The sequence below is a fragment of the Streptomyces prunicolor genome, assembly GCF_045162825.1.
Classification (GTDB): Bacteria; Actinomycetota; Actinomycetes; order Streptomycetales; family Streptomycetaceae; genus Streptomyces; species Streptomyces prunicolor.
The window spans coordinates 602193-624212 of sequence record NZ_CP108676.1 but is presented as its reverse complement, the minus strand read 5'-3'; the positions used below and the strand labels follow the sequence as shown (position 1 = coordinate 624212).

19 protein-coding genes are annotated in these 22020 nt (G+C 71.5%); 6 read left to right on the top strand and 13 right to left on the bottom strand.

Annotated features, from left to right (window positions below):
• Positions 1–18: 18 nt before the first annotated feature.
• The 5 genes from OG588_RS02800 to OG588_RS02780 form a co-directional block, all read right to left on the bottom strand.
• The gene (locus tag OG588_RS02800) at positions 19–2982 is read right to left on the bottom strand and encodes an AAA family ATPase (protein WP_405945862.1); all 2964 of its coding nucleotides are present in this window, start codon (positions 2980–2982) and stop codon (positions 19–21) included.
• 79 nt (positions 2983–3061) lie between these two features.
• The gene (locus OG588_RS02795; protein ID WP_405945861.1) at positions 3062–3412 is read right to left on the bottom strand and encodes a UBP-type zinc finger domain-containing protein; all 351 of its coding nucleotides are present in this window, start codon (positions 3410–3412) and stop codon (positions 3062–3064) included.
• Positions 3409–4866, bottom strand: a complete 1458-nt coding sequence (locus OG588_RS02790) for an ATP-binding protein (RefSeq protein ID WP_405945860.1) — start codon at positions 4864–4866, stop codon at positions 3409–3411. The genes OG588_RS02795 and OG588_RS02790 overlap by 4 nt, the downstream gene beginning before the upstream one ends.
• On the bottom strand, positions 4863–6539 hold the full coding sequence (locus OG588_RS02785) for an FAD-dependent oxidoreductase (protein ID WP_019057069.1): 1677 nt from the start codon (positions 6537–6539) through the stop codon (positions 4863–4865). Before OG588_RS02785 ends, OG588_RS02790 begins: the two co-directional genes overlap by 4 nt.
• A gap of 120 nt (positions 6540–6659) precedes the next feature.
• Positions 6660–7013, bottom strand: a complete 354-nt coding sequence (locus OG588_RS02780) for a VOC family protein (RefSeq protein WP_398844183.1) — start codon at positions 7011–7013, stop codon at positions 6660–6662.
• A gap of 61 nt (positions 7014–7074) precedes the next feature.
• Here OG588_RS02780 and OG588_RS02775 point away from each other — a divergent pair, with 61 nt between their 5' ends.
• Complete coding sequence (locus tag OG588_RS02775) at positions 7075–7947, top strand: universal stress protein (RefSeq protein ID WP_405945859.1); 873 nt, start codon at positions 7075–7077, stop codon at positions 7945–7947.
• A gap of 18 nt (positions 7948–7965) precedes the next feature.
• Here the strand turns inward: OG588_RS02775 and OG588_RS02770 are convergent, their stop codons facing one another.
• Both OG588_RS02770 and OG588_RS02765 read right to left on the bottom strand, forming a co-directional pair.
• The gene (locus OG588_RS02770; RefSeq protein WP_405945858.1) at positions 7966–8997 is read right to left on the bottom strand and encodes a Gfo/Idh/MocA family oxidoreductase; all 1032 of its coding nucleotides are present in this window, start codon (positions 8995–8997) and stop codon (positions 7966–7968) included.
• 37 nt (positions 8998–9034) lie between these two features.
• Entirely contained in the window at positions 9035–9820 is a 786-nt protein-coding gene (locus OG588_RS02765) for a TIM barrel protein (protein ID WP_405945857.1), read from the bottom strand.
• 172 nt (positions 9821–9992) lie between these two features.
• Between OG588_RS02765 and OG588_RS02760 the strand changes: the two genes are divergently transcribed.
• The gene (locus OG588_RS02760) at positions 9993–11024 is read left to right on the top strand and encodes a LacI family DNA-binding transcriptional regulator (protein ID WP_405945856.1); all 1032 of its coding nucleotides are present in this window, start codon (positions 9993–9995) and stop codon (positions 11022–11024) included.
• A gap of 6 nt (positions 11025–11030) precedes the next feature.
• Here the strand turns inward: OG588_RS02760 and OG588_RS02755 are convergent, their stop codons facing one another.
• From OG588_RS02755 to OG588_RS02745, 3 genes are all read right to left on the bottom strand, one after another.
• Entirely contained in the window at positions 11031–12266 is a 1236-nt protein-coding gene (locus tag OG588_RS02755; protein ID WP_405945855.1) for a DUF4032 domain-containing protein, read from the bottom strand.
• A gap of 9 nt (positions 12267–12275) precedes the next feature.
• A complete protein-coding gene (locus OG588_RS02750; protein WP_405945854.1) occupies positions 12276–13025 on the bottom strand; it encodes an MBL fold metallo-hydrolase in 750 nt (249 codons plus the stop codon).
• Between the two features lie 141 nt (positions 13026–13166).
• On the bottom strand, positions 13167–13796 hold the full coding sequence (locus tag OG588_RS02745) for an alpha-ketoglutarate-dependent dioxygenase AlkB (RefSeq protein WP_405945853.1): 630 nt from the start codon (positions 13794–13796) through the stop codon (positions 13167–13169).
• 104 nt (positions 13797–13900) lie between these two features.
• Here OG588_RS02745 and OG588_RS02740 point away from each other — a divergent pair, with 104 nt between their 5' ends.
• Positions 13901–14527, top strand: coding sequence for a TetR/AcrR family transcriptional regulator (locus tag OG588_RS02740; protein ID WP_405945852.1), 627 nt, complete (start codon positions 13901–13903; stop codon positions 14525–14527).
• Positions 14528–14544: 17 nt separating this feature from the next.
• On the top strand, positions 14545–16218 hold the full coding sequence (locus OG588_RS02735; protein WP_405945851.1) for an FAD-binding dehydrogenase: 1674 nt from the start codon (positions 14545–14547) through the stop codon (positions 16216–16218).
• 31 nt (positions 16219–16249) lie between these two features.
• Here the strand turns inward: OG588_RS02735 and OG588_RS02730 are convergent, their stop codons facing one another.
• Positions 16250–16600 carry a DUF488 domain-containing protein gene (locus OG588_RS02730; RefSeq protein ID WP_019057059.1) on the bottom strand — a complete coding sequence of 117 codons (351 nt, stop codon included), beginning with the start codon at positions 16598–16600 and terminating at the stop codon, positions 16250–16252.
• 238 nt (positions 16601–16838) lie between these two features.
• Here OG588_RS02730 and OG588_RS02725 point away from each other — a divergent pair, with 238 nt between their 5' ends.
• Positions 16839–18809: a potassium transporter Kup gene (locus OG588_RS02725; protein ID WP_405945850.1), complete on the top strand. Its 1971-nt coding sequence runs from the start codon at positions 16839–16841 to the stop codon at positions 18807–18809.
• A 186-nt stretch (positions 18810–18995) separates the two neighbouring features.
• Complete coding sequence (locus OG588_RS02720) at positions 18996–20231, top strand: IS701 family transposase (RefSeq protein ID WP_405945849.1); 1236 nt, start codon at positions 18996–18998, stop codon at positions 20229–20231.
• A gap of 129 nt (positions 20232–20360) precedes the next feature.
• Here the strand turns inward: OG588_RS02720 and OG588_RS02715 are convergent, their stop codons facing one another.
• On the bottom strand, positions 20361–20978 hold the full coding sequence (locus tag OG588_RS02715; RefSeq protein ID WP_405945848.1) for a hypothetical protein: 618 nt from the start codon (positions 20976–20978) through the stop codon (positions 20361–20363).
• Positions 20979–21117: 139 nt separating this feature from the next.
• Positions 21118–21981 (bottom strand): LysR family transcriptional regulator, encoded by an 864-nt coding sequence (locus tag OG588_RS02710; RefSeq protein WP_405945847.1) that lies wholly within the window; start codon positions 21979–21981, stop codon positions 21118–21120.
• Positions 21982–22020 lie beyond the last annotated feature (39 nt).

Here is a 22020-nt window from a genome sequence, read left to right as displayed (position 1 = left end):
TGTTCAGTGCCGTGAGGTTCAGCCGGACGCCGTGGCCTCCGGGGTGATCAGCCCCTGCCGGTAGGCGATCGCCACCGCCTCCGTACGGCTCGCGGCGCCCAGCTTCGCGAGGATGTTGGAGACGTGGACGCTCGCCGTCTTGCCGGTGATGAACAGCTCCTCGCCGATCTGGCGGTTGCTGCGGCCAAGAGCGAGCAGCCGCAGCACCTCCCGCTCGCGGGCCGTCAGCGGCGAGGGGCGGTCCCCGGCGTCCGGCGCCTGCTCGCCCAGGCGGCCACGGCGGATCAGCGCGTCCAACCGTGCGAGCAGGGGAGCGGCGCCGAGCCTGGCGGCCGTCTCCCGTGCCGCACGGGCCTGGGCGGCCGCCTCCTCACGGCGATTGGCCGCCAACAGGGCCTCGGCGAACCGGAATTGGCAGCGCGCCCGTTCGTAGACATCGCCGTAGTCGAACGCGGCCACCACCTTCTCCCAGGCCTCCGTGTCCGGTCCCGTGGCCGCCCTTGTCCACTCGGCCTCGGCGCGGGCCAGCCACGCCTGTCCTTCCGGACCCTGGGGTCGGGCGGCGCCGCCCGCGCCGGCCACGGACCGGGCGAGCTCGACGAGTTCCGTCGCGGTGTCCGTCCAGCGGCGCACGCCTGTCTCGTCACCGGTCAGCCGTAGCGCCGTGGCCTTGTCGGCGACCGCGGCCAGGGCGAGGGCGGCGAGCCGGACCGTGAGGTCGGGACGGCACCCTGAGTCGTCGGTGAGCGCGGCGACCGCGGTACGCATCCGCTCCACGGCCGCCTCCGGGTCGCCCTCGAAGGCGGCGGCGTCGATGAGCGCGATCCCCGCCACCATCGCGGCCATCCAGTCGAACGGCCCGTCCAGCAGGGCCCGGGCCCGCTCCGCCGCCCCCAAGTCACCGCGCGCCAGCGCCACATACAGCGCCGGTCCCATGGTGAAACCGCCCGCGTGCGGCAGCACGTCAGCGTCGCTCTCGGCGGCCTTCACACACTCGTCCCAGCGGCCCAGCGTGTACAGCACCAGAAGTTGGAGATAGCGCATCTCCAGCGGATACGGCGAGGACAGCAGCCCGGCGCGACGGGCCCGGTCCAATCCCTCGGCGAGCCAGGGCAGCGACTCCTCCAGGTCCCCGGACTCGAAACTGCCGATGGCGAGGTGGAACAGGGCGCGCATCTCCACGGGCGCGTGCCCGGCCTGCCGGGCCAGCTCGCGTGCCTGCGCGAGCCGCTCCCGGCCCTCCCGGGTGCGCCGGCCGCCCTTTTCGAGCGTCGCCAGCGAGATCAGCAAGTCGGCCCGGGCGTCGGTCATTTGGAGTTCCTCGGCGGTGCGCAGGGCCTGGCGGGCGACCCGCAGGGCGGTCTCGTCGTCGCCGATCTGACGCGCCGTCAGTACATGTGTGGCCGCCGCCCACACCCAGGTCCGCGAGGGGGGTTCGGCGGGGATCATCGCCAGGGCCTCGCTGCTGTACTCAAACGCGGCCGTGAGGCTGTCGACGCCCATGAGGTTGCCGGCCAGCGTGTAGCGGACCCGGGCGGCCAGTTCGGAGTCCGTGTCCTGGCCGATCCCGGCGAGCGCGGAGCGGGTGAGGGAGACCGCGCGGTGCGCGTCCCCGGCGTGCGCGGCGGCGGCCGAGGCGCGCAGGGTGAGGGTCACGCTGTCGATGCCCTCACCCGCCGGCCGGGCGGCCGGGTCGACCGACGACCACAGATCGAGGACGGTCTCCAACTGCCGTAGCTCCTCGGCGGGTGCGCCCACCCGCTGGGCGTGGTCGGCGGCCTCCAGGGAGGCGGCCAGCGCCTCGGCCAGGTCGTGGCTCTCGCGGTAGTGGTGGGCGCGTTCCGCCGCGCTCTCGGCGGGGTGACCGCGTGAGGCGAGGAGGCGGGCGAACGCGCCGTGCTGGCGGGAGCGCTCACCGGGGAGCAGATCGGCGTACACCGCCTCGCGGGCGAGGGCGTGCCGGAAGGAGTACGTGTCACCGCGCCCGGGGACCAGGAGCTGCCGCTCGACGGCCTCGCGCAGCGCCGACTCCAGCTCGTCCTCGGGGAGCCGGACCGCGTCCCGCAGCAGGTCGTACTCGACCCGGCGTCCGGCGACGGCGGCGGTGCGCAGCACCTGCTGGGCGGTGTCGGAGAGTTGCTCGAAACGGATCAGCAGGACGTCGGCCAGACCGCTCGGCACCCCGCCCGCCTCCATGTCGCTCGCCGCGAGCAACTCCTCGGCGTAGAAGGCGTTTCCCTCGGCGCGCTCGACGATCCGGCGGACCGTGCCGTCCGGCACCGGACCCGTGCGCAGCGCGCGCACCAGCCGGGCGACCTCGGCGTCCCCCATGGGCCGCAGCTCCAGGCGCTCCACCGCGGGCAGCCGCACCAGCTCGGCCAGCAGGGGCCGTAGGGGATGGCGACGGTGGAGGTCGTCCGCGCGGTACGACGCGAGCACCGCGAGACGGTGGGTGGGTGCCCCGCCCGCCGGGCGCTGGAGGATGCCCCGGCTGAGGAGGAAGCGGAGCAGGTCGCGGGAGGACTGGTCGGCCCAGTGGAGGTCCTCCAGGACCAGGAGCAGGGGAGCGATGTCGGAGAGGTCGGCGAGGAGTCCGGCGATGCCCTCGAAGAGCCGCAGTCGGCCGCCCGCGTCCCGGGCCGCGTCCGAACCGGCGCCCAGCAGCCGGTCGACCGCCGGATGCGCGGCCAGCGCGGCGGCGAAGCGTTCGTCGTCGGCGAGGACACCGAGGATCTCGGTGAAGGGGAGATACGGCAGACCTACGTCACCCAGGTCGACGCAGTGCCCGGTGAGCACGGTCATCCCCGCGCCCGCCGCCCGGACCGCCGCCTCGTCCAGGACCCGTGTCTTGCCGACGCCCGCGTCCCCGGCGACCAGCACCGCTCCCGCCGTACCCGCGCGGGCGCGCTCCAGCACACCGGCGAGGCGGGCGAGTTCCTCGTCCCGGCCGATGAGGGGCGCTGCTGCTACGGAGTGCGACACGTTCCCATCCTGGCACGCGCCACTGACAACGCACCTGGCCACCGGGCGGGCGACGGTTTCCGCCCGGTGGCACGCCGGTTCAGCGCAGTGTCTCGGCCCAGTTCGCCGGCACCCGTCCCGCCGGGCCCGGCACCGGCTGGTCCTTCGGGTGGCTCACCGGGGCGGTGAGTTCGGGACCGGAGTCGTAGAGCTCGGAGGTGGTGAAGTTCCAGAACCAGTCCTCGCCGGGTTCGTAGCTCTGGATGAACGGGTGTCCCGTGGACTGGTGGTGGGCCGTGGCGTGCTTGGCGGGGGAGTCGTCGCAACAGCCGATGTGACCGCACTGCGCGCACCGCCGGAGATGGAACCACCAGCCGTCGGCCGCGTCGCACTCCACGCAACCCGCGCCGCTCGGCGGGACGGTGGGGTCGATTCCGGCGATGTCGCTCATGCGGACTCCTCGGGCGTCTCGTTGTCGGCGGCGGTGAGGGGAAGCAGGACCTGGAAGCGGGTGTCGCCCGGCACCGACTCCACCTGGAGGGTGCCGTGGTGCTTGTTGACGACAATCCGCCAGGAGATGTCCAGACCGAGCCCCGTGCCCTCGCCCACCGGCTTGGTGGTGAAGAACGGATCGAAGATACGGCTGCGGATCTCCTGCGGCACACCGGGCCCCGTGTCACGGAACTCCACCATCAGCTGATCGCGCACCAGCGCCGTCCGTACCGTCAACGTGCCTTCCCCGCCTGCGCTGTTGATGGCGGAGACCGCGTTGTCGATCAGGTTGGTCCACACCTGGTTGAGCTCCGCCGGGTAGGCCGGGATCCTCGGGAGCGTACGGTCGTAGTCCTTGACGACCTTGATCCGGTCGCCGGTCTTCCCGCCGAGCATCAGCAGGGTGCTGTCGAGGAGTTCGTGCACATCGGCGACCTGGTAGGGCGCGCGGTCCAGCTGCGAGTACTGCTTGGCGGCGCCGACCAGGTTCGAGATCCGGGTCGTTGAGTCCTCGATCTCCGTCATCAACAGCTCGGTCTCGACCGTGTAGCTGAGCCAGCCGACCGCCGCCTGGAGGACGTCCTCGTCCACGGCCGCCGCGACCTGGTCCAGCCAGTCGATGTCGAGACCGGCCTGTACGAAGACGGGCGCGATCTGCCAGGCCTGCATGATGCCGTGGTCGTCGAGCCAGTCGGTGAGCGCGTCCTCGCGGTCGGAGGCCTCCAGGGGGCTCAACGACGGGGCTTTGGCGACCCGTTCGGCCGTGCGCTCCTGGATGTCGATGAGGTTGGCGAGGTCCTCCCGCGAGTACGGGCCGGAGGAGATGACGCGCAGCTTGTGCCGCATCTTCGCCACCCGCTCGCGTAGCGTGGAGGTGGCCCGGACGGCAGCGGCGGCGGGGTTGTTGAGCTCGTGCGTCAGCCCGGCCGACAACGAGCCCAGCGCCAGCAGCCGTTCACGCTGGCTGATCGCCAACTGGCTGCTCTTCTGGCCGAAGAAGAGCCCCTCCAGCAGATGCACCGCCATCGGGAACCACTCGCTCATGATGGCCGCGAAGGTCTCGGCGGGCAGCACGAAGAACCGCGTCCGCTCCGTCACCCGCATCGAGTTGAGGTACACCTGCTGCACCCGGTCCCCGATGTAGGCCTGCATCGCGCCCGTGTACACCCCGCGTTGCGAGGTCCGGGCGACCTCCACGTCGTCGCCGCCGACCCGGCGCGAGAGCACGACGGTGCCCTCGATCATGACGTAGAAGCAGGTGGCCGGGTCACCCTCGGTGTAGACGGGACCGGCCTCGAACTGCTCCACCTGCCCGTCGCAGCACAGCCGGCCGAGCTGCTCCGGCGTCAGCTTCTCGAACAGGAACAGCGTGCCGATCTCCTGCGGGCTGCACGGCAGCACCTGCCCGCTCATGACTGCTCCAGGTAGCGGTGGACGAGCATCACGGCCATGGCTCCCTCTCCGACGGCGGACGCGACGCGTTTCGCGGACTCGGCGCGCGCGTCGCCCGCCACGAACACGCCGGGAATGTTGGTCTCCAGGTGGTACGGCGCCCGGTCCAACTCCCAGCTCGCGGGCGGCTTTCCGTCCGCGCTGAGGTCCGGTCCGGACAGGATGAACCCGCGCTCGTCCCGCAGCACCGATCCGTCCAGCCAGTCGGTCAGCGGGGCCGCGCCGATGAACACGAACATCCACTGCGCGTCGACGAGTTCGGTCGTCCCGCTCTCGGTGTCGCGCAGGGTGAGCTGCTCTAGATGGTCGCTGCCGTGCGCGGCGTCGACCACCGTGCCGGTGCGCACGGAGATGTTCTCGGCCTCGTTGATCTGCTGGATCAGGTAGTACGACATCGACGCGGCCAGCGAGGGCCCGCGCACCAGCAGCGTCACCGACTTGGCGCCCCGGGCCAGGTACATCGCCGCCTGGCCCGCCGAGTTGGCGCCGCCGACGATGTACACGTCGTGCCCCTGGCAGGAGGCCGCCTCGGTCAGCGCCGAGCCGTAGTAGACCCCGCAGCCCGTCAGATCGGGCGTGCCGGGCGCCTGCAACTGCCGGTACGACACGCCGGTCGCCAGGATCACGGCGTGCGCGGCGACCGTCGAGCCGTCCGCGAAATGCACCACCCGCGCTGACCCGTTGGCCTCAAGTCCCGTGACCTCGCGGGCGGTCAGGATCTCGGCGCCGAACTTTCCGGCCTGCCGCCGTGCCCTGTCGGTGAGTTGAGCCCCGGACACCCCGTCGGGGAACCCGAGGTAGTTCTCGATGCGGGAACTCTGCCCGGCCTGCCCACCGGTGGCCGACCGCTCGACGAGAACGGTCCGCAGCCCTTCCGAGGCCCCGTATACGGCCGCGCCAAGTCCGGCAGGGCCACCGCCGATGACGACGAGGTCGTAGAAGTCGGCCGTCGGTGTGGTCGCGAGCCCGACCTCGGCGGCCAGTTCGGTCGCCTCCGGCTCGACCAGCACGTTCCCCTCGGCGGTGATGACGAGCGGCAGTCGCTGCCCGTCCTGCCCGGCGGCGGACAGCAGTCGCAGCCCCTCCGGGGTGTCGGCGGAGTACCAGCGGTACGGCACCTGGTTGCGGGCCAGGAACTCGCGCACGTCCGAGGAGCGCGCCGACCAGCGGTGTCCGACCACCTTCGTGGCGGGGACGGGCCGGTAGTCGCTGTTCCGCCAGGCCTCCAGGAGGTCGTCCAGGACCGGGTAGAGCTTCTCCTCCGGCGGGTCCCAGGGCTTCAGCAGATAGTGGTCGAGGTCCACGACGTTGATCGCGTCGATCGCCGCGTCCGTGTCCGCGTACGCGGTCAGCAGCACCCGGCGCGCACCCGGATAGACGTCGAGGGCCTGCTCCAGGAACTCGATGCCGTTCATCTGCGGCATCCGGTAGTCGGCCAGGATCACGGCCACGAGATCCCCGCGCAGCTTCAGCTCACGCAACGCGTCCAGCGCGGACTCGCCGGACTCCGCGCGCACGATCCGGTACGACTCGCCGTAGCGCCGCCGCAGGTCACGGGCGACGGCACGGGAGACTCCCGGATCGTCGTCCACGGTCATGATGACGGTCCGCGCGGCTTCGGCGGCCTGTGCCATACGTCTCCCACCCCGAGTGGTCGGCTTCACGGCACGGCGGCGCCGTTGTCACCGCGCCGGCTCCCCACCATCGTATGGTCGATCGCCGCGCGGCGCTCCGCTACACCCGAGACGGGGGCCTCAGGGGCGCCGGGAGCGCAACACGCAGAACTCGTTCCCCTCCGGGTCCATCAGCACCACCCACGACTCCTCGCCCTGCCCGACGTCCGCGGTCCGCGCGCCCAGCGCCAGCAGCCGGATGACCTCGGCCTCCTGGTCGTCGGGCCGGAAGTCCAGATGCAGCCGGTTCTTGACCGTCTTGCCCTCGGGCACCGGCACGAACAGCAGCCCCGGCAGCCGTTCCGGCTCCGGCCTGATCTCGAACTCGTCCGTCTCCTCACCCACCACCACCCACCCGAGGGCCTCCGCCCACCAGCGTCCCAGCGCGACGGGGTCGGCCGCGTCCACCACTACCTGCTCCCACTCCAAGGTCATGCGGGCACCGTAGTGAAGACTGGGCCCGACGCACGTGACCGCACCACCGGGAGGCCACCGCATGACACGACCGATCACCGCAGGCGTCGACGGATCGGCGGAGAGCCTCGCCGCACTCGCCTGGGCGGGCCGCGAGGCCGTACGGCGGGGGCTGGCGCTGCGTGTCGTGCATGTCTGGCGGTACGAGGAGCACGAGGCCCTCGACGCGGGGGACCGGGAGACCCAGGACCGCTGGGTGCGGGACGCGGCCGACGAGGCCGCCCGGGAGGTCGCCGAACGCCACCCCGGTCTCGACATCACCACCGACGTCCTGGAGGGCGACCCCGTCGACGCGCTGACCGCCGCCGCTGCCGACGCCGAACTGCTGGTCCTCGGTTCGCGCGGCCACGGTCCCGTCGTGGGGTTCCTGCTCGGTTCCGTCGGGCAGCAGGTGATCGCCGACTCCGTACGGCCCGTCGTGCTCGTGCGCGCCGGGGACGAAGCCGCCGAGGAGGCCGCCGGGCGCGAGATCGTCGTGGGCCAGCACGGTGACCCCGAGGACAGCGCCGCCGCGCTGGGCTTCGCCTTCGAGACGGCGGCGGCGCGGGGAGCGACGGTCCGGGCCGTACGGGCGTGGACCCTGCCGCCGGTGTTCGCCTACAGCCCCGGCTCCATGCGGCTCCTCGACGAGGCCGGTGGCCTGGAGCCGTACGAGAAGAAGGGGCTGGCCGAGGCGCTGGAGCCGTGGCGGGAGCGCTTCCCCGATGTGCCGGTGGTCGAGCACGTGGAGATCGGCAGCGCGGGGCAGGTGCTGCTGTCGGTCGCGGGGCGCGCCCAGTTGATGGTCGTCGGGCGGCGCGCCCACCGTACGGCGGTGGGCGCGCGGATCGGCTCGGTCGCGCACGGGGTGCTGCACCACGCGGAGTGCCCGGTGGCCGTGGTGCCGGCTTCCTGAACCCTCAGTAGAAGTCGGTCAGTTGGCCTCGGCCAGGACGTCCTCGATGCGTACCGGGACCCCCTTCTCCACCGACCGGATCGCCGCCAGCGCGATCGTCAGCGCGGCGCGCGCGTCCTCCCCGGTGGCCGACGGGGTGCGGTCGGCGCGGACGGCCTCGGCGAAGTCGGCGAGCTCGGCGACGTACGCCTCGTGGAACAGGTCCTGGTCGTAGGTGACGGTCTCGGCCGCGATGCCGTCTATGCCGTAGGACGTCAGATGGGTGCGCCGGATGTCGCCCATCGTCAGCATGCCCGCCGAGCCGAAGACCTCTCCGCGTACGTCGTAGCCGTAGACCGCCTGGAAGTTGGCCTCGGCGGTGGCGAGGGCGCCGTTGTCGAAGCGGATCGTGACGACCGCCGTGTCGAGCAGGCCTCGGTCCTTGAAGTCGGGGCGGACCAGGGCGTCGGCCATGGCGAAGACCTCGACCGGTTCGGAGCCGGGGTTGAGGTAGCGCAGGGTGTCGAAGTCGTGGATGAGGGTTTCCAGGAAGATTGTCCACGGCGGGATGGGGGCCGGGTCGGCGAGCTTCGGGTCGCGGGTGAGTGAGCGGAGCAGCTGCGGGGTGCCGATCGCGCCCGCCGCCACCTTGTCGTGCGCGGCCCGGAACCCGGCGTCGTAGCGGCGGTTGAAGCCGACCTGGAGCGGTACGCCCGCCTCGGCGGCGGCCGCGATGGCGCGGTCGGCGTCCGCGAGCGTGGTCGCCATCGGCTTCTCGCAGTAGACGGCCTTGCCCGCGCGCGCCGCCGCCACGACCAGGTCCGCGTGGGTGCGGGCCGGTGTGGAGATCACCACCGCGGCGACCTCCGGATCCGCGAACAGGTCGCCGATCTCGGTGTACGCCGTCGGGCAGTCGAGCCGGTCGGCCAGGCGCCGTGCGGCGCCCGGGGCCGGGTCGGCGACGGCGGCGAGGCGGACGCCGGGCAGGCGGCGGGCGAGGGTCTCGGCATGGAAGGAGCCCATGCGGCCCGCGCCCACCAGGCCGATGGCGAGGGGCAGTTGGGTGGTCATGGGCGTTCTCCCTGGGGGCGTGTGATGCCGGGGCGGGTCAGACCGTGAAGGCGGTGCGGAAGCGGTCCAGGGCGCGCTCGCTCTCGCTCTCCGAGGCCCAGGCCTCCATCGCGACGGTGCCGTCGTAGCCGATGTCGGCGAGGGCGCGGGCGATCGCCGGGTAGTTGATCTCGCCGGTGCCGGGCTCCTGGCGGCCGGGTACGTCCGCCACCTGGATCTCGCCGATCAGGTCCAACTCGTGGGCCTTGCGGACGAGTTCGATGAGGTTCCCCTCGCCGATCTGCGCGTGGTACAGGTCCAGGTTCATCCGCAGGCCCGGCCGGTCCACCGCCTTGACCAGGGCCAGGGTGTCGGCGGCCGTCGCGAACGGGACGCCCGGGTGGTCGACCGCGGCGTTGAGGTTCTCCAGTGTGAAGGTGACCCCGTTGCTCTCGCCCAGCTCGGCGAGGCGGGTCAGGGTGTGGTGGGCGGCGATCCACATCGCGCCGGTGGGCTCGCCGGTCACCGGAACCACCGGCAGGCCCTCGGAGTCCAGGCCGGTGCCGTGCAGATTCAGCCGGGGGCAGCCCAGTTGATCGGCGGCCTTCACCGACTCCTCGGCGGTGCGCAGCAGTTCGGCGGCGCCCGCCTCGTCGGTGAGGCTGCCCCGGATGTAGCCCGTCATCGACGAGAACTCGGCCGGGGTCCGCGTGAGCGCGTCCAGGTCGTGCCGGGTCCAGTCCCAGATCTCGACCTGGAAACCGGCCTCGTGGATGCGCCGGGCCCGCTCGTGGATCGGCAGATCCCGGAAGACCATCTCGGCACAGACCGCCAACGTGTACATGACTGCTCGCCCTCTTCTAGAACGTTCTAGATGGCAGTAGTACCCCACTACTGGATTCCCGTGTCAAGCCCTCGCCGGGCAGGTTTCTAGAACGTTGCAGTACCTTCGGACCAGCACCTTGGGAGCGGTTACCCTCCCCGAACGGAACGCCACCTCGACCGGAAGGACCACCGTGCCGACCATCCCCGCGGTCCCCGACGGCAAGCGGCCCACCCTGGCCCATGTCGCGGCCCGGGCGGGCGTGTCCGTCGCGCTGGTCTCCATCGTGATGCGCGGGGCCTACGGCGCGAGCGCGACCACTCGCGAGCGGGTGCTCAAGGCCGCCGAGGAGATCGGGTACCGGCCCGACACCCGGGCCAGGGTGCTGCGCAGCAACCGCTCACGCCTGCTCGGCGTGCAGTTCGGGCTGCGTCACCCGTTCCACACCGACCTGGTGGAGGGCATCTATGCCGCCGCCGAACCCGCCGGCTACCAGGTCGCCCTCAGCGCGGTCGCCCCGACGCGCGGTGAGCGGCAGGCCGTGGAGGCGCTGCTCGCGGACCGGTGCGAGGCCCTCGTCCTGCTCGGCCCCGAGGTCCCGGCCGCCCGTCTTGCCCACCTCGCGACCCAGGTGCCGGTGGTCTCGGTGGCCCGGCGGCTACGGCCCGCCCCACCCGCCGTGGACGTCGTCCGCACCGCCGACGACGAGGGCGCCCGGCAGGCCGTGGACCACCTGGTCGCGCTCGGCCACCGGGCCATCGCCCACATCGACGGCGGCAAGGCGCCCGGCGCCGCCGACCGCCGCCGCGGCTACCGCACCGCGATGCACCGCCACGGCCTCGACGGCCACGTCCGTGTGCTGCCCGGCGGGCTCACCGAGGACGACGGCGCCCGGGCCGCCCGCACCCTGCTTGCGGAGAAGACCCGGCCCAGCTCGGTCCTCGCCTTCAACGACCGCTGCGCCACGGGTGTCCTCGACACCTTCCTGCGGGCCGGGGTGTCCGTCCCCGGGGAGATCTCCGTGGTCGGCTTCGACGACACCAGCCTGTCCCGGCTCGCCCACATCGACCTCACCACCGTCGCCCAGGACGTTCCGCGGCTGGCGGAACTCGCCGTCGGCCGCGCCATCGCCCGCCTGGACCGCGAGGCAGTACCGGACGGGGAGCAGGTCGTCGCGCCCCACCTCGTCGTCCGCGGCACCACAGCCCCGCCTGCCGCAGGCTGATCCGGGTCACTCCGGCGTCGTCGGCTCCAGGGTCTCGCGGGCCTTCGGCAGGATGTTCGTGAGGTAGTCGTCGACCGCCGTGTCCAGGCCGATGTCGTGCTGGGCGTGCTCGGACATGTACCAGCGGTGTTCGAGCAGCTCGTGGTAGATCTCGGCCGGATCCATCGCGCCGCGCAGTTCGAGCGGTACGGCACGCACGGTGGGCCGGAACACGTCCCGCACCCACCGGTGCGCGAGCACCTCGGGCCGGGCGGCGAGGGGATCTCCCGGGGCGTAGTCGTCCTGGGTGGCCATCCAGGACTCCAGGTCGTTGAGCAGCCGCCGGGCCTGGTTCTCCTCGGCGTCCAGGCCGGTCAGGCGCAGGAGTTGACGCTGGTGGTGACCCGCGTCGACGACCTTCGGGACGAAGGTGACCGTGTCGCCGTTGGAGGAGTGCTCGATCTGCATCTCGGCGACGTCGAAGCCGAGTTCGTTCAGGCGCCGGATCCGGCGTTCGATGAAGTGGTACTTGCCCGCCGGGTACACCGAGACGCGGGTCAGTTCCTCCCACAGACTCTGGTAGCGGGCGCAGATCTCCATGCCGAACTCGATCGGGTCGACGGACGGGTGCAGCGCCCCGGACGCCTCCAGGTCGAGCAGCTCGCCGCTGATGTTGACGCGGGCGAGGTCGAGGTCGTAGTCCCGCTGCCCGTTGCTCAGCGTGGGGTGCAGATCGCCGGTCTCCGCGTCCACCAGATACGCGGCGTAGGCGCCCGCGTCCCGCCGGAACAGCGTGTTCGACAGCGAGCAGTCGCCCCACGCGAACCCGGCCAGGTGCAGCCGCACCAGCAGCACCGCGAGCGCGTCCATCAGCCGGTGCATGGTGGCCGGGCGCAGCGTCGTCTCGAACATCGAGCGGTACGGCATCGAGCCGCCCAGGTGCCGGGTGATCAGCACCGGCTCGAGCGGCTCGCCGGCGGTGTCGACGCGCCCGGTGACCACCGCGAGGGGGTCGACCGCCGGGATGCCGAGCCGGTCCAGGTCGCGCAGCAGCTCGTACTCGCGCAGCGCGGGCCGCTCCGCCAGCTCCTTGACGGCTATGACCTCGCTGCCGGCGCGGGCGTAGCGCACGACGTGGCGGGAGATGCCGCGCGGCAGCGGCACCAGGTACTCGTCGGGCCACTCCTCCAGGGGAACGTCCCAGGGCAGTTCCAGCAGGAGGACCGGATGCTCCGGATTGGTCGCGTTGATCTGCAGTGCCATGAGGTGACCCTAAAGCGCGTGTTCGCGGGCGCGCTGCGCCGCCTCACGGACCGGACCGGTGTGCAGGGGGCCGTGGCCGGGCAGCAGGGTGTCGGCGTCGAGCGCTTCGAGGATGTCCAGCGAGGTCACGGCCCGGTCGCGCTCGTGGTGGAACATGTCGGGCAGCAGCTGCGGCCCCTTGATCCGGGAGGTCGCGTGGCCGCTCACCAGCGCGTCTCCGGAGATCACGATCCCGCGCTCCGGGAGATGGAAGACGCAGTGCCCGCTCGTGTGGCCGGGGGTGTGCACGGGGACGGGCCGACCGGGCAGGTCGAGCGGGCCGCCAGCACCCGGGAACGCCTCGGCGGTGGCGAGGGGATGCTGTTCGGTGCCGCCGACGCGGATCGTGTGCACCAGCCACGGCAGCACTCCCGGACGCCAGATGTTCTTCAGCACGTCCCCGACGGTCACCTGTTGCAGGAACTCCCGGCGGGCGTGCGGCACTTCGGCCTCGTGCAGGTACACCGGTGTGCCGTAGGTGTCGCGCAGGTACTCCGCGGAACCGAGGTGGTCGTTGTGGGCGTGGGTGATCAGCACCGCCGTGACGGCCTTCGCCGAACTCCCCACCTGCTCAAGGGAGTCGAGCACCAGCTGCCGGTCCCCGGGGTACCCGGTGTCCACCAGCGTGACCGCGTCGCCCTCCGTGAGGATCACCCAGTTGGTGTTGCTGCCGTGCACCAGGTAGGTGCCGTCGGCGACTTGGCGTACATCTGCCCGCATGATCGTCCCTCGTGAGGTGGTGCCCTGTACGAGGACAGCCAACCAGACGCGGATGACCACGGCTCGCGCGGGGGAAGCCGCCTCCGGCGCCGTCCGCCGGGGGCGGCCCCCGCGCGCATCCGAAGCGGCCGCCTCTCCGCCTCAGTGCACGCCGTGCGGGCGGAACTGCACGCTGATGCGCGGTCCCGAGGCGCGGGTGGTCTTGGGGACGCAGTGCTCCCAGGTCCGCTGACAGGAGCCGCCCATCACGATCAGGTCGCCGTGCCCGAGCGGGCGCCGCACCGACTCGCCGCCGCGCACGGGACGCAGCAGCAGATCACGGGGTGCGCCCACGGAGAGGATCGCCACCATCGTGTCCTCGCGGGCACCCCGCCCGATCCGGTCGCCGTGCCAGGCGACACTGTCCCGGCCGTCGCGGTAGTAGCAGAGTCCGGACGTGGTGAAGGGCTCGCCCAACTCCCGTGCGTAGTAAGCCGAGAGCGCGTCCCGGGCTTCGGCCAGTACCGGGTGCGGGAGCGTGTCGTCGGCGCCGTAGTAGGCGAGCAGTCGCGGTACGGCCACGACCTGGTCGTACATCTGACGGCGCTCCGCGCGCCACGGCACCTCGGTGGCCAGCTCCTCGAACAGGGCGTCGGCGCCGCCGAGCCAGCCGGGCAGTACGTCGATCCAGGCGCCGAGCCCCAGTGTCGTACGGCGTATCCCGTGGAGGGGGCCGAGGCGGAGCTGGTCGGTCTGGTCGAAGAGGGAGGGCTGGAGGTGGTGCGCGGTCATGGGACCAGCGTACTCCTTATTCGAATATCTGTTCCCATGCGAACTCCGCTCTTTCGATACATCGGTGTATCGGATACATTCGCGTATCGACTGGAGGTCCGGGCATGGCGACTGAGGTGACGCCCAAGCGTGTGACCAGGCGCCGTGTCCGCACACGGGCCAACCTCCTGGCCGCCGCGTTCGCGGTGTTCGCCGCCAAGGGATACGGCCGGGTCTCCATCGAGGAGGTCTGTGAAGCCGCCGGTTACAGCAGAGGCGCCTTCTACTCGAACTTCGACAGCTTGGACGAGCTGTTCTTCGCCCTCTACCAGGAGCGGGCCGAGCTGATCGCGGACCAGGTGTCCGAGGCCTTCGCCCTCGACGGACCGGACCTCGATGTACCGGCCGCTGTGGACCGGGTCACCGACGTGCTCCTCCTCGACCTGGACTGGCTCCTGGTCAAGACGGACTTCCTGGTGCACGCGGCCCGGGACCCGGCCGTCGCGCAGAGCCTGCTCGACCACCGGGCGCGACTGCGCGCGGTGATCGCCGATCGGCTCGCCCTGGCGGCCGGCCGGTTCGAACTGCCCACTGTGCTCGACCATGTCGACAGCGCCGCCCACGCGGTGATCGCCGCGTACGACGGAGTCACCACCCAATTGCTGCTGGACAAGGACGTGGAGCACGCCCGTGTCTGGCTCAAGCAACTACTCACCGCGCTGCTGACGGACGGCAGCCGCGGCCTCGAATGAGAAAGGCAACGGTCGCCATGGATGCGGACGTCATCGTCGTCGGAGCCGGGCTGGCCGGTCTGGTCGCGGCCCATGAACTGACCAGCCGGGGACGCCGGGTCGCGCTCGTCGACCAGGAGAACGCCAACAACCTCGGCGGGCAGGCGTTCTGGTCCTTCGGCGGCCTGTTCCTCGTCGACTCGCCGGAACAGCGCCGCCTCGGCATCAAGGACTCCTTCGACCTCGCCTGGAGCGACTGGCAGGGCAGCGCAGGCTTCGACCGCGTCGACGACGAGGACTCGTGGGCGGTGCGCTGGGCGCGCGCCTACGTCGAGTTCGCGGCCGGTGAGAAGCGGACCTGGCTCGACGGGCACGGCATCAAGCTGCTGCCCACGGTCGGCTGGGCGGAACGCGGCGACCTGCGCGCCCACGGCCACGGCAACTCCGTACCGCGCTTCCACGTCACCTGGGGCACCGGTACCGGAGTCGTCGAACCCTTCGTGAACTACGCCAGGCAGGCCGCCCGCGACGGACTGCTCACCTTCTACTACCGCCACCAGGTGGACGAGTTGGTGGTCGAGGAGGGCGAGGCGCGCGGCGTCCGGGGCACGGTCCTCGCCGAGGACAACGCGGCCCGGGGCGTCTCCTCCAGCCGCGAGGCGATCGGCGCGTTCGAACTCACCGCGCAGGCCGTCGTCGTCACCACCGGCGGCATCGGCGCCAACCACGACATCGTCCGCGAGTACTGGCCCGAGCGCCTGGGCACCCCGCCCGCCGAGATGGTCACCGGCGTCCCGGCCTACGTCGACGGCCGGATGCTCGACATCAGCGCCGAGGCGGGCGTACGACTCGTCAACCGTGACCGCATGTGGCATTACACCGAGGGCCTGCAGAACTGGAACCCGGTCTGGCCCGGCCACGGCATCCGCATCCTGCCCGGCCCGTCCTCCCTGTGGTTCGACGCCCTCGGCCGCCGCCTGCCCGACCCGTGCCTGCCGGGCTACGACACCCTCAACACCCTCAAGTACCTGCGTACGACGGCGGACTTGGCGGAGCACGACCACTCCTGGTTCATCCTCACGCAGAAGATTATCGAGAAGGAGTTCGCGCTGTCGGGCTCCGAGCAGAACCCCGACATCACCGCCAAGGACAAGAAGGCGGTGCTGCGCGACCGGCTGCTCGGCAAGGGCGCCCCCGGTCCGGTGGACGCGTTCCTGCGCAAGGGCGCGGACTTCGTGACCGCCGGGAATCTGGAGCAACTGGTGGAGAAAATGAACCAGTTGACCGACAAGCCGCTCCTGGACGCGGCCGTCGTGCGCCGCCAGATCGAGGCCCGCGACCTCCAGATGGCCAACCCCTACAGCAAGGACTCCCAGGTCCAGGGCATCCGCAACGCCCGCCGCTACATCGGTGACCGCCTCGGCCGGGTCGCCACCCCCCACCGCATCCTGGAGCCGGCGGCCGGACCCCTGATCGGCGTCAAGCTGCACGTCCTGACCCGCAAGACGCTCGGCGGCATTCAAACGGACCTGGACTCACGGGCGTTGGCCGCCGACGGAAAGCCGATCGCCGGACTGTACGCGGCGGGCGAGGTCGCCGGCTTCGGCGGCGGTGGCGTGCACGGCTACAACGCCCTCGAAGGCACGTTCCTGGGTGGCTGTCTCTTCTCGGGCCGGGCGGCGGGACGCGCGGCGGCGAAGCAGACGGCCTAGCGGTACTCGGTCGGCCCTGCGGCCCGTCTCCTCACCCCTCCAGGAGGCGGGCCAGCACCGAGGCGTGACTCTGCTCCGGCGACCTGACCGCCGTCACCAGGGTCACCGGTCCCATCCGGACCAAGTTCCGCAAGGTGTGCAGGAGTTGAGCCGCCTCGGGCTCGGCGAGCTCGGCTTCGTAACGGCTGCTGAACTCGTCGTAGGAGCCCTCGCCCGCGTGGTACCAGCGGCGCAGTTCGGTCGACGGGGTGAGGGCCTTGGGCCACTCGTCGACCCGGGCCGCGTCCTTGGACAGGCCGCGCGGCCACAGCCGGTCGACCAGGACGCGCACACCGTCCTGCGGCTCGGGCGGATCGTAGACACGGCGCACTCGGACGGTCACGGGCGGGGCTCCCTCGGGTGGCGGTGGTGCGGCGAGCCTACGTCCGGGTGGGGAGCGGGGGAGGAGCGACGCGGCGTGACCCGGCCTGGACGAGGGTGTCTGGCGACGCGGCCTGCGGCGCGGGGGCGTGCCCCTGCGGGCGAGCGTGCCGGTGCATGGGTAGCGGCAGGTGCATGGGTAGTGTCCGCCCCGATGCACCGGGCCCGCGGCATCGCGGTCCGCGAGGAGGAGGAACACCATGGCCGACGGTCGGGACGGGGCAGCGGCGGAGGGGGCAGCCGGGTCGGGGCCGCCGGAGGCCCGTCCCGCGAGCGCGCGGGACGCGGTACGGCTCGCGGTCGTCATCGGTGCGCTGGGCGTGGTCTTCGGTGACATCGGGACCAGCCCGATCTACACCCTCCAGACCGTGTTCAGCCCGAGCGATCCGCACCCGGTGCCGGTCAGCACGCAGAACGTGTACGGGGTGGTGTCCCTGGTTTTCTGGTCGGTGATGGTCATCGTCACGGTCACCTATGTGCTGCTGGCGATGCGCGCCGACAACGAGGGCGAGGGCGGCATCATGGCGCTGATCACCCTGGTGCGGCGGTGGAGTTCGCAGGGAGGTGGACGGGCCGCCGTCGTGCTGACCGCGCTGGGCATCTTCGGCGCGTCGCTGTTCTTCGGCGACAGCATGATCACCCCGGCGATCTCGGTGCTGTCCGCGGTCGAGGGGCTCAAGGTCGTCGAACCGTCGCTGGACGACGCGGTCGTGCCCGTCACCGCGGTGATCATCGTGCTGCTGTTCCTGGTGCAGCGCCGGGGGACCGCGGCCGTGGGCCGGGTGTTCGGGCCGGTCATGATCCTCTGGTTCGTGTCCATCGGCGCGTGCGGCGTCGTAGGGATCGCCGATCACCCGGCCATCCTCCGGGCGCTGTGGCCGAGTTACGCGCTGGGCTTCCTCTTCGGCCACTTCGGCACCGCCTTCTTCGCGCTCGCCGCGGTCGTGCTCGCGGTCACCGGCGCGGAGGCGCTCTACGCGGACATGGGGCACTTCGGCCGCCGGGCCATCACGCGCGGCTGGCTGTTCCTCGTCTTCCCCGCCTGCGTCCTGAGCTACTTCGGCCAGGGCGCGCTGATCCTCGACGACCCGGCCAACATCAGCAGCCCGTTCTTCCTGCTCGTGCCCCACTGGGGACGGTGGCCGATGGTCCTGCTGGCCACGGCGGCCACAGTGATCGCCTCGCAGGCCGTGATCACCGGCGCGTACTCGGTCGCCTCCCAGGCGGCCCAGCTCGGCTACCTCCCGAGGCTGCGGATCGCGCACACCTCCGAGTCCACCATCGGCCAGATCTACGTCCCCTGGATCAACTGGCTGCTGATGGTCTCGGTCCTCACCCTGGTCTTCGCGTTCCGCAGCTCCGCCGCGCTGGCCTTCGCGTTCGGCATGGCGGTCACCGGCACCATCACCATCACCACGCTGCTGTTCTTCTACGTCGCCCGCGCGAAATGGGGCACCCCGGTGTGGCTGATCGCGACCGGCGCGACCCTGCTGCTCTGCGTCGACCTGCTGTTCGTGGCGGCCAACCTGACCAAGCTCGTGCACGGCGCGTGGCTGCCGCTGCTGATCGGTCTCACCGCGTTCACCGTCATGACGACCTGGCAGCGCGGCCGTGAGGTCGTCACCGCCGAACGAGCGGACCACGAGGGCTCGTTGCGCGAGTTCGTCGACGAACTCCGCAGCGGGGAGCGGCCGGTGCTCCAGGTCCCGGGCACGGCGGTGTTCCTCAACCGGGGCAAGCAGACGGCGCCGCTCGCCATGCGGGCCAACGTGGAACACAACCATGTGCGGCACGAGCAGGTCGTGATCCTCTCCATCGAGACCGAGCCGGTGCCCCGCGTACCGGCCGACCGGCGGATCGTCGTCGACGGCCTCGGGTACGCCGACGACGGGATCGTCCACGTCACCGCGCGGTTCGGCTACATGGAGACACCGGACGTGCCCGGCACGCTGGCGATGCTCGACCCGGCCGACACCGAGGGCCCGTTGCTGCTCGACCAGGCGTCCTACTTCCTGTCGACGATCGAGCTCCGGCGCGGTCCGGCACCGACGATGGCTCCCTGGCGGAAACGGCTGTTCATCGCCACCTCCCACATCACGGCCGACGCCGCCGAGCACTTCGGCCTGCCGCGCGACCGGACGATCATCATGGGGTGGCACATCGAGGTGTAGAGGCGCCTGACGCATGTCGTCGAGGCGGACGCGGTGCGGTCGCGGTGTACGGTCACCGTCCGTCCGGAAAGGCCGCGGCGCCGATGCGCCGCGGCCTTTGCCGCTGGTGTCCGGTTCCGTCGGGCGGGTTCTAGTAGTGCTTCGTTACGTTGGGTGATCTTGGCTGATCGTGGGCAGCTTCCCGGAGTGAGGTTGGGGGAAGTGGAGCGGCTCCGGGGTGAGTTGGCGGAGTTCGTTGGCGAGGTGTTCGGGTCGTTGCCGCGGCGGGATCAGCGGCGGTGGGGCGAGTGTTATCTGCGGGGGCTGATGCTGGACGGTCGGCGCAAGTCGATCCAGCCGATGGCCGGGCGTCTGCCGGACGGGAACATGCAGGCCCTGCAGCAGTTCGTGAACCAGTCGCCGTGGGATCCGCTGCCGGTCAGGCAGCGGATCGCCGAGCGGCTGTCCGCAGTTGTCAGGCCCGAGGTGTGGGTGATCGACGACGTGTCGTTCCCCAAGTGCGGCACAGCGTCGGCCGGGGTGGCCCGCCAGTACTGCGGAGCGGTCGGCAAACGGGCGAACTGCCAGGTCGCGGTCAGTGTCCATGCCGCCACCGACACCGCCTCGTGCCCGTTGGAGTGGCAGTTGTACTTGCCGCGTGAGTGGACGGACGAGCCCGACCGGTGCCGCAGGGCAGGAGTCCCCGACGACGTGGTGCACCGGGAGAAGTGGCGTCTCGCGCTCGGCCTCCTGGACACACTCGCGGACTGGCAGTTGAAGGCGCCGGTCGTGGTCGCTGATGCCGGCTACGGCGTCAGCACCCCGTTCCGGCTCGGTCTCCAGGAGCGAGGGCTGTCCTATGTCCTGGCCCTGAACGGGAAGGAAGTCGCCCACCCGGAGGATGTGGAGCCGCACCAGCCCGCTTACGGCGGGCTCGGGCCGCCCACCCTTCCCCGCTACCGCACCCCACCGCGAGCCGTCTGCGTCCTCGCAGCGCAGGCGGGTGCGCAGCGCTTCACCGAGGTGACCTGGAGGCAGGGCAGCAAAGGCACGATGACCTCACGGTTCGCGGTGCTGACAGTGCGGCCCGCGGGCAAGCAGTCCCTGGCCGCAGCTCAGGAGGCGGGCGGCGGCCGCACCCGCTGGGACGGTGTCCTGCCCGTCCGGACGCTCCTCGTCGAATGGCCGGACGGCCAGGACACTCCGACGGATTACTGGATATCGGACCTGCCCGCCACCACACCGGCCGCCGACCTGGTGCGGTGGGCCAAGATGCGCTGGCGGATCGAGCACGATTACCGCGAGCTCAAGCACGGCCTCGGGCTGGACCACTTCGAAGGCCGCACCTGGCGCGGCTGGCACCACCACGTCACCCTTGTCACCGCCGCTCAGGCCTTCCTCACCCTCCGGCGGCTCGACCCAAAAGTCCGCACACCGGCCTGACGCTCTACCAGGTCCTCGACGTTCTCCAGGACCTGCTGAGGTGCTGGACCGGTACCTGCACCACCTGCGGACGCCCCCTGCCCAGCCCCCGGAGCAGCCGCAGACAGCCCACAACCTAACGAAGCACTACTAGAACGGTGCGCAGAGAGTCGGATCGGAGCCGCAGGCGCGGAGGTTCGGGTCCCAGGTGGTGTTGGAGCTGGAGAAGTACACCTCCGGCACCCAGCCCCAGTTGCCGTTGTCCGCCTCGGTGAAGGCCCAGGCGTCGTTGCAGTAGCTGCCGGAGCAGAACGTGTGACTCAGTACGTCGCCCCGGAACCAGTTGATGTTGGCGCTGTTGACGGTGCCCACAAGGGTGCTGGACCCGGGTGCCGAACGCACGCCGATGCTGCCGCCCCACAGCCGGCAGTAGTTCACCTCGCCGGCGCCGTGGTGGGAGCCGGCCGAGATGTAGGAGTAGGTGACGTTGCAGGCCGTGTCGTACTGCGCCCCGGCCGGGGCGGCGGAGGCCGGGGCGGCGGTGACGCCCAGGGCCGTGGCGACGGCCGCCGCCATGACGGCTAACGCTGCGGCCAACGATTTCGCGGTGTTCCTCACGTGTGTCTCCTCATGGTCATGATCGGTCCCGAGGCCGGTGGTGCGGCTGGCGACGGATGCGGTGACGCGTTCCGTGTGATCGCCGTTGATCTGGTCGCCGTCGTAGCTGTGGGTGAATCTCTGAGCCTGTTCCACCATCGCGTCGGCCACGGCCGGCTCTTCCCCTGCACCGACAGATTTCGGGACGGGCTGCGGGCTCGCAATGAATTCGAACGCGCTCGAATAGTCCAGTCGTACGGCTTCGTCCGCACCTGCGCCCGTATCGACGGCTACGGCGACACCCCGAAGGTCATAGCCGTACGGCGGTGCGGATCAGCCCGGCGAGGGCGAGGGAGCGGCTGTGTGCGGGCCAGGCGATGTGGGTGACGACAGGGGGTGCGTCGGTGAGGGGTACGGCGGTGTGCCCGGCCCAGAGCCAGGAGCGGGCGGATTCGGGGAAGACGGCCATGGTGCGTCCGAGGGCGATGAGCTGGGCCAGTTGTGTCTGGTCGTGGATCTCGGGGCCCGGGCCGGGTGGGTACATGCCCTCGTTGGGCCAGCGGGCGGGTGGAAGATCGGGGATGTCGCTGACGTCGGCCAGGGTCAACGTCCTGCGTGCGGCGAGCGGGTGCCCGGCGGGCAGGACGGCTATCTGTCCCTCCGACATCAGTGCCTCGGTGTCGAACCCGGCGAGGGAGTTGTACGGCGCGTGCATGAGCGCCACATCGGCGCGGCCGTCGCGCAGCAACTCCGGCTGCTCGCACATGCCGCACGGCAGCACCTCGATCTCGGCGGCGCCGGGCTCGGACATGTAGGCGTCGAGAAGCTTCCGCAGCAGTTCGTGGGAGGCGGCGGCCTTCACCGCCAGCACCAGGCGGTCGCGGGGGCCGCCCGGACGGTCGGCGCCACCGGCGCGACGGGCGCGGCGAGCCGCGGCGGCGCTCGCGTCGAGGGCCGCACGGCCCTCGTGCAGCAGCACCTCTCCGGCGCCGGTCAGGGCGACTCCGCGGCGGTTGCGTTCCAACAGGCGGACGCCGAGGCGCCGTTCGAGCTGCTGGATCGCCCGGGACAGCGGTGGTTGGGCCATGCCGAGACGCTCGGCGGCGCGGCCGAAGTGGAGTTCCTCGGCCACGGCCACGAAGTACCTCAACTCGCGGGTCTCCAGGGCGTCCATGGCCACAGCGTATCTGCCGGGTGATACCCACCGGGTATG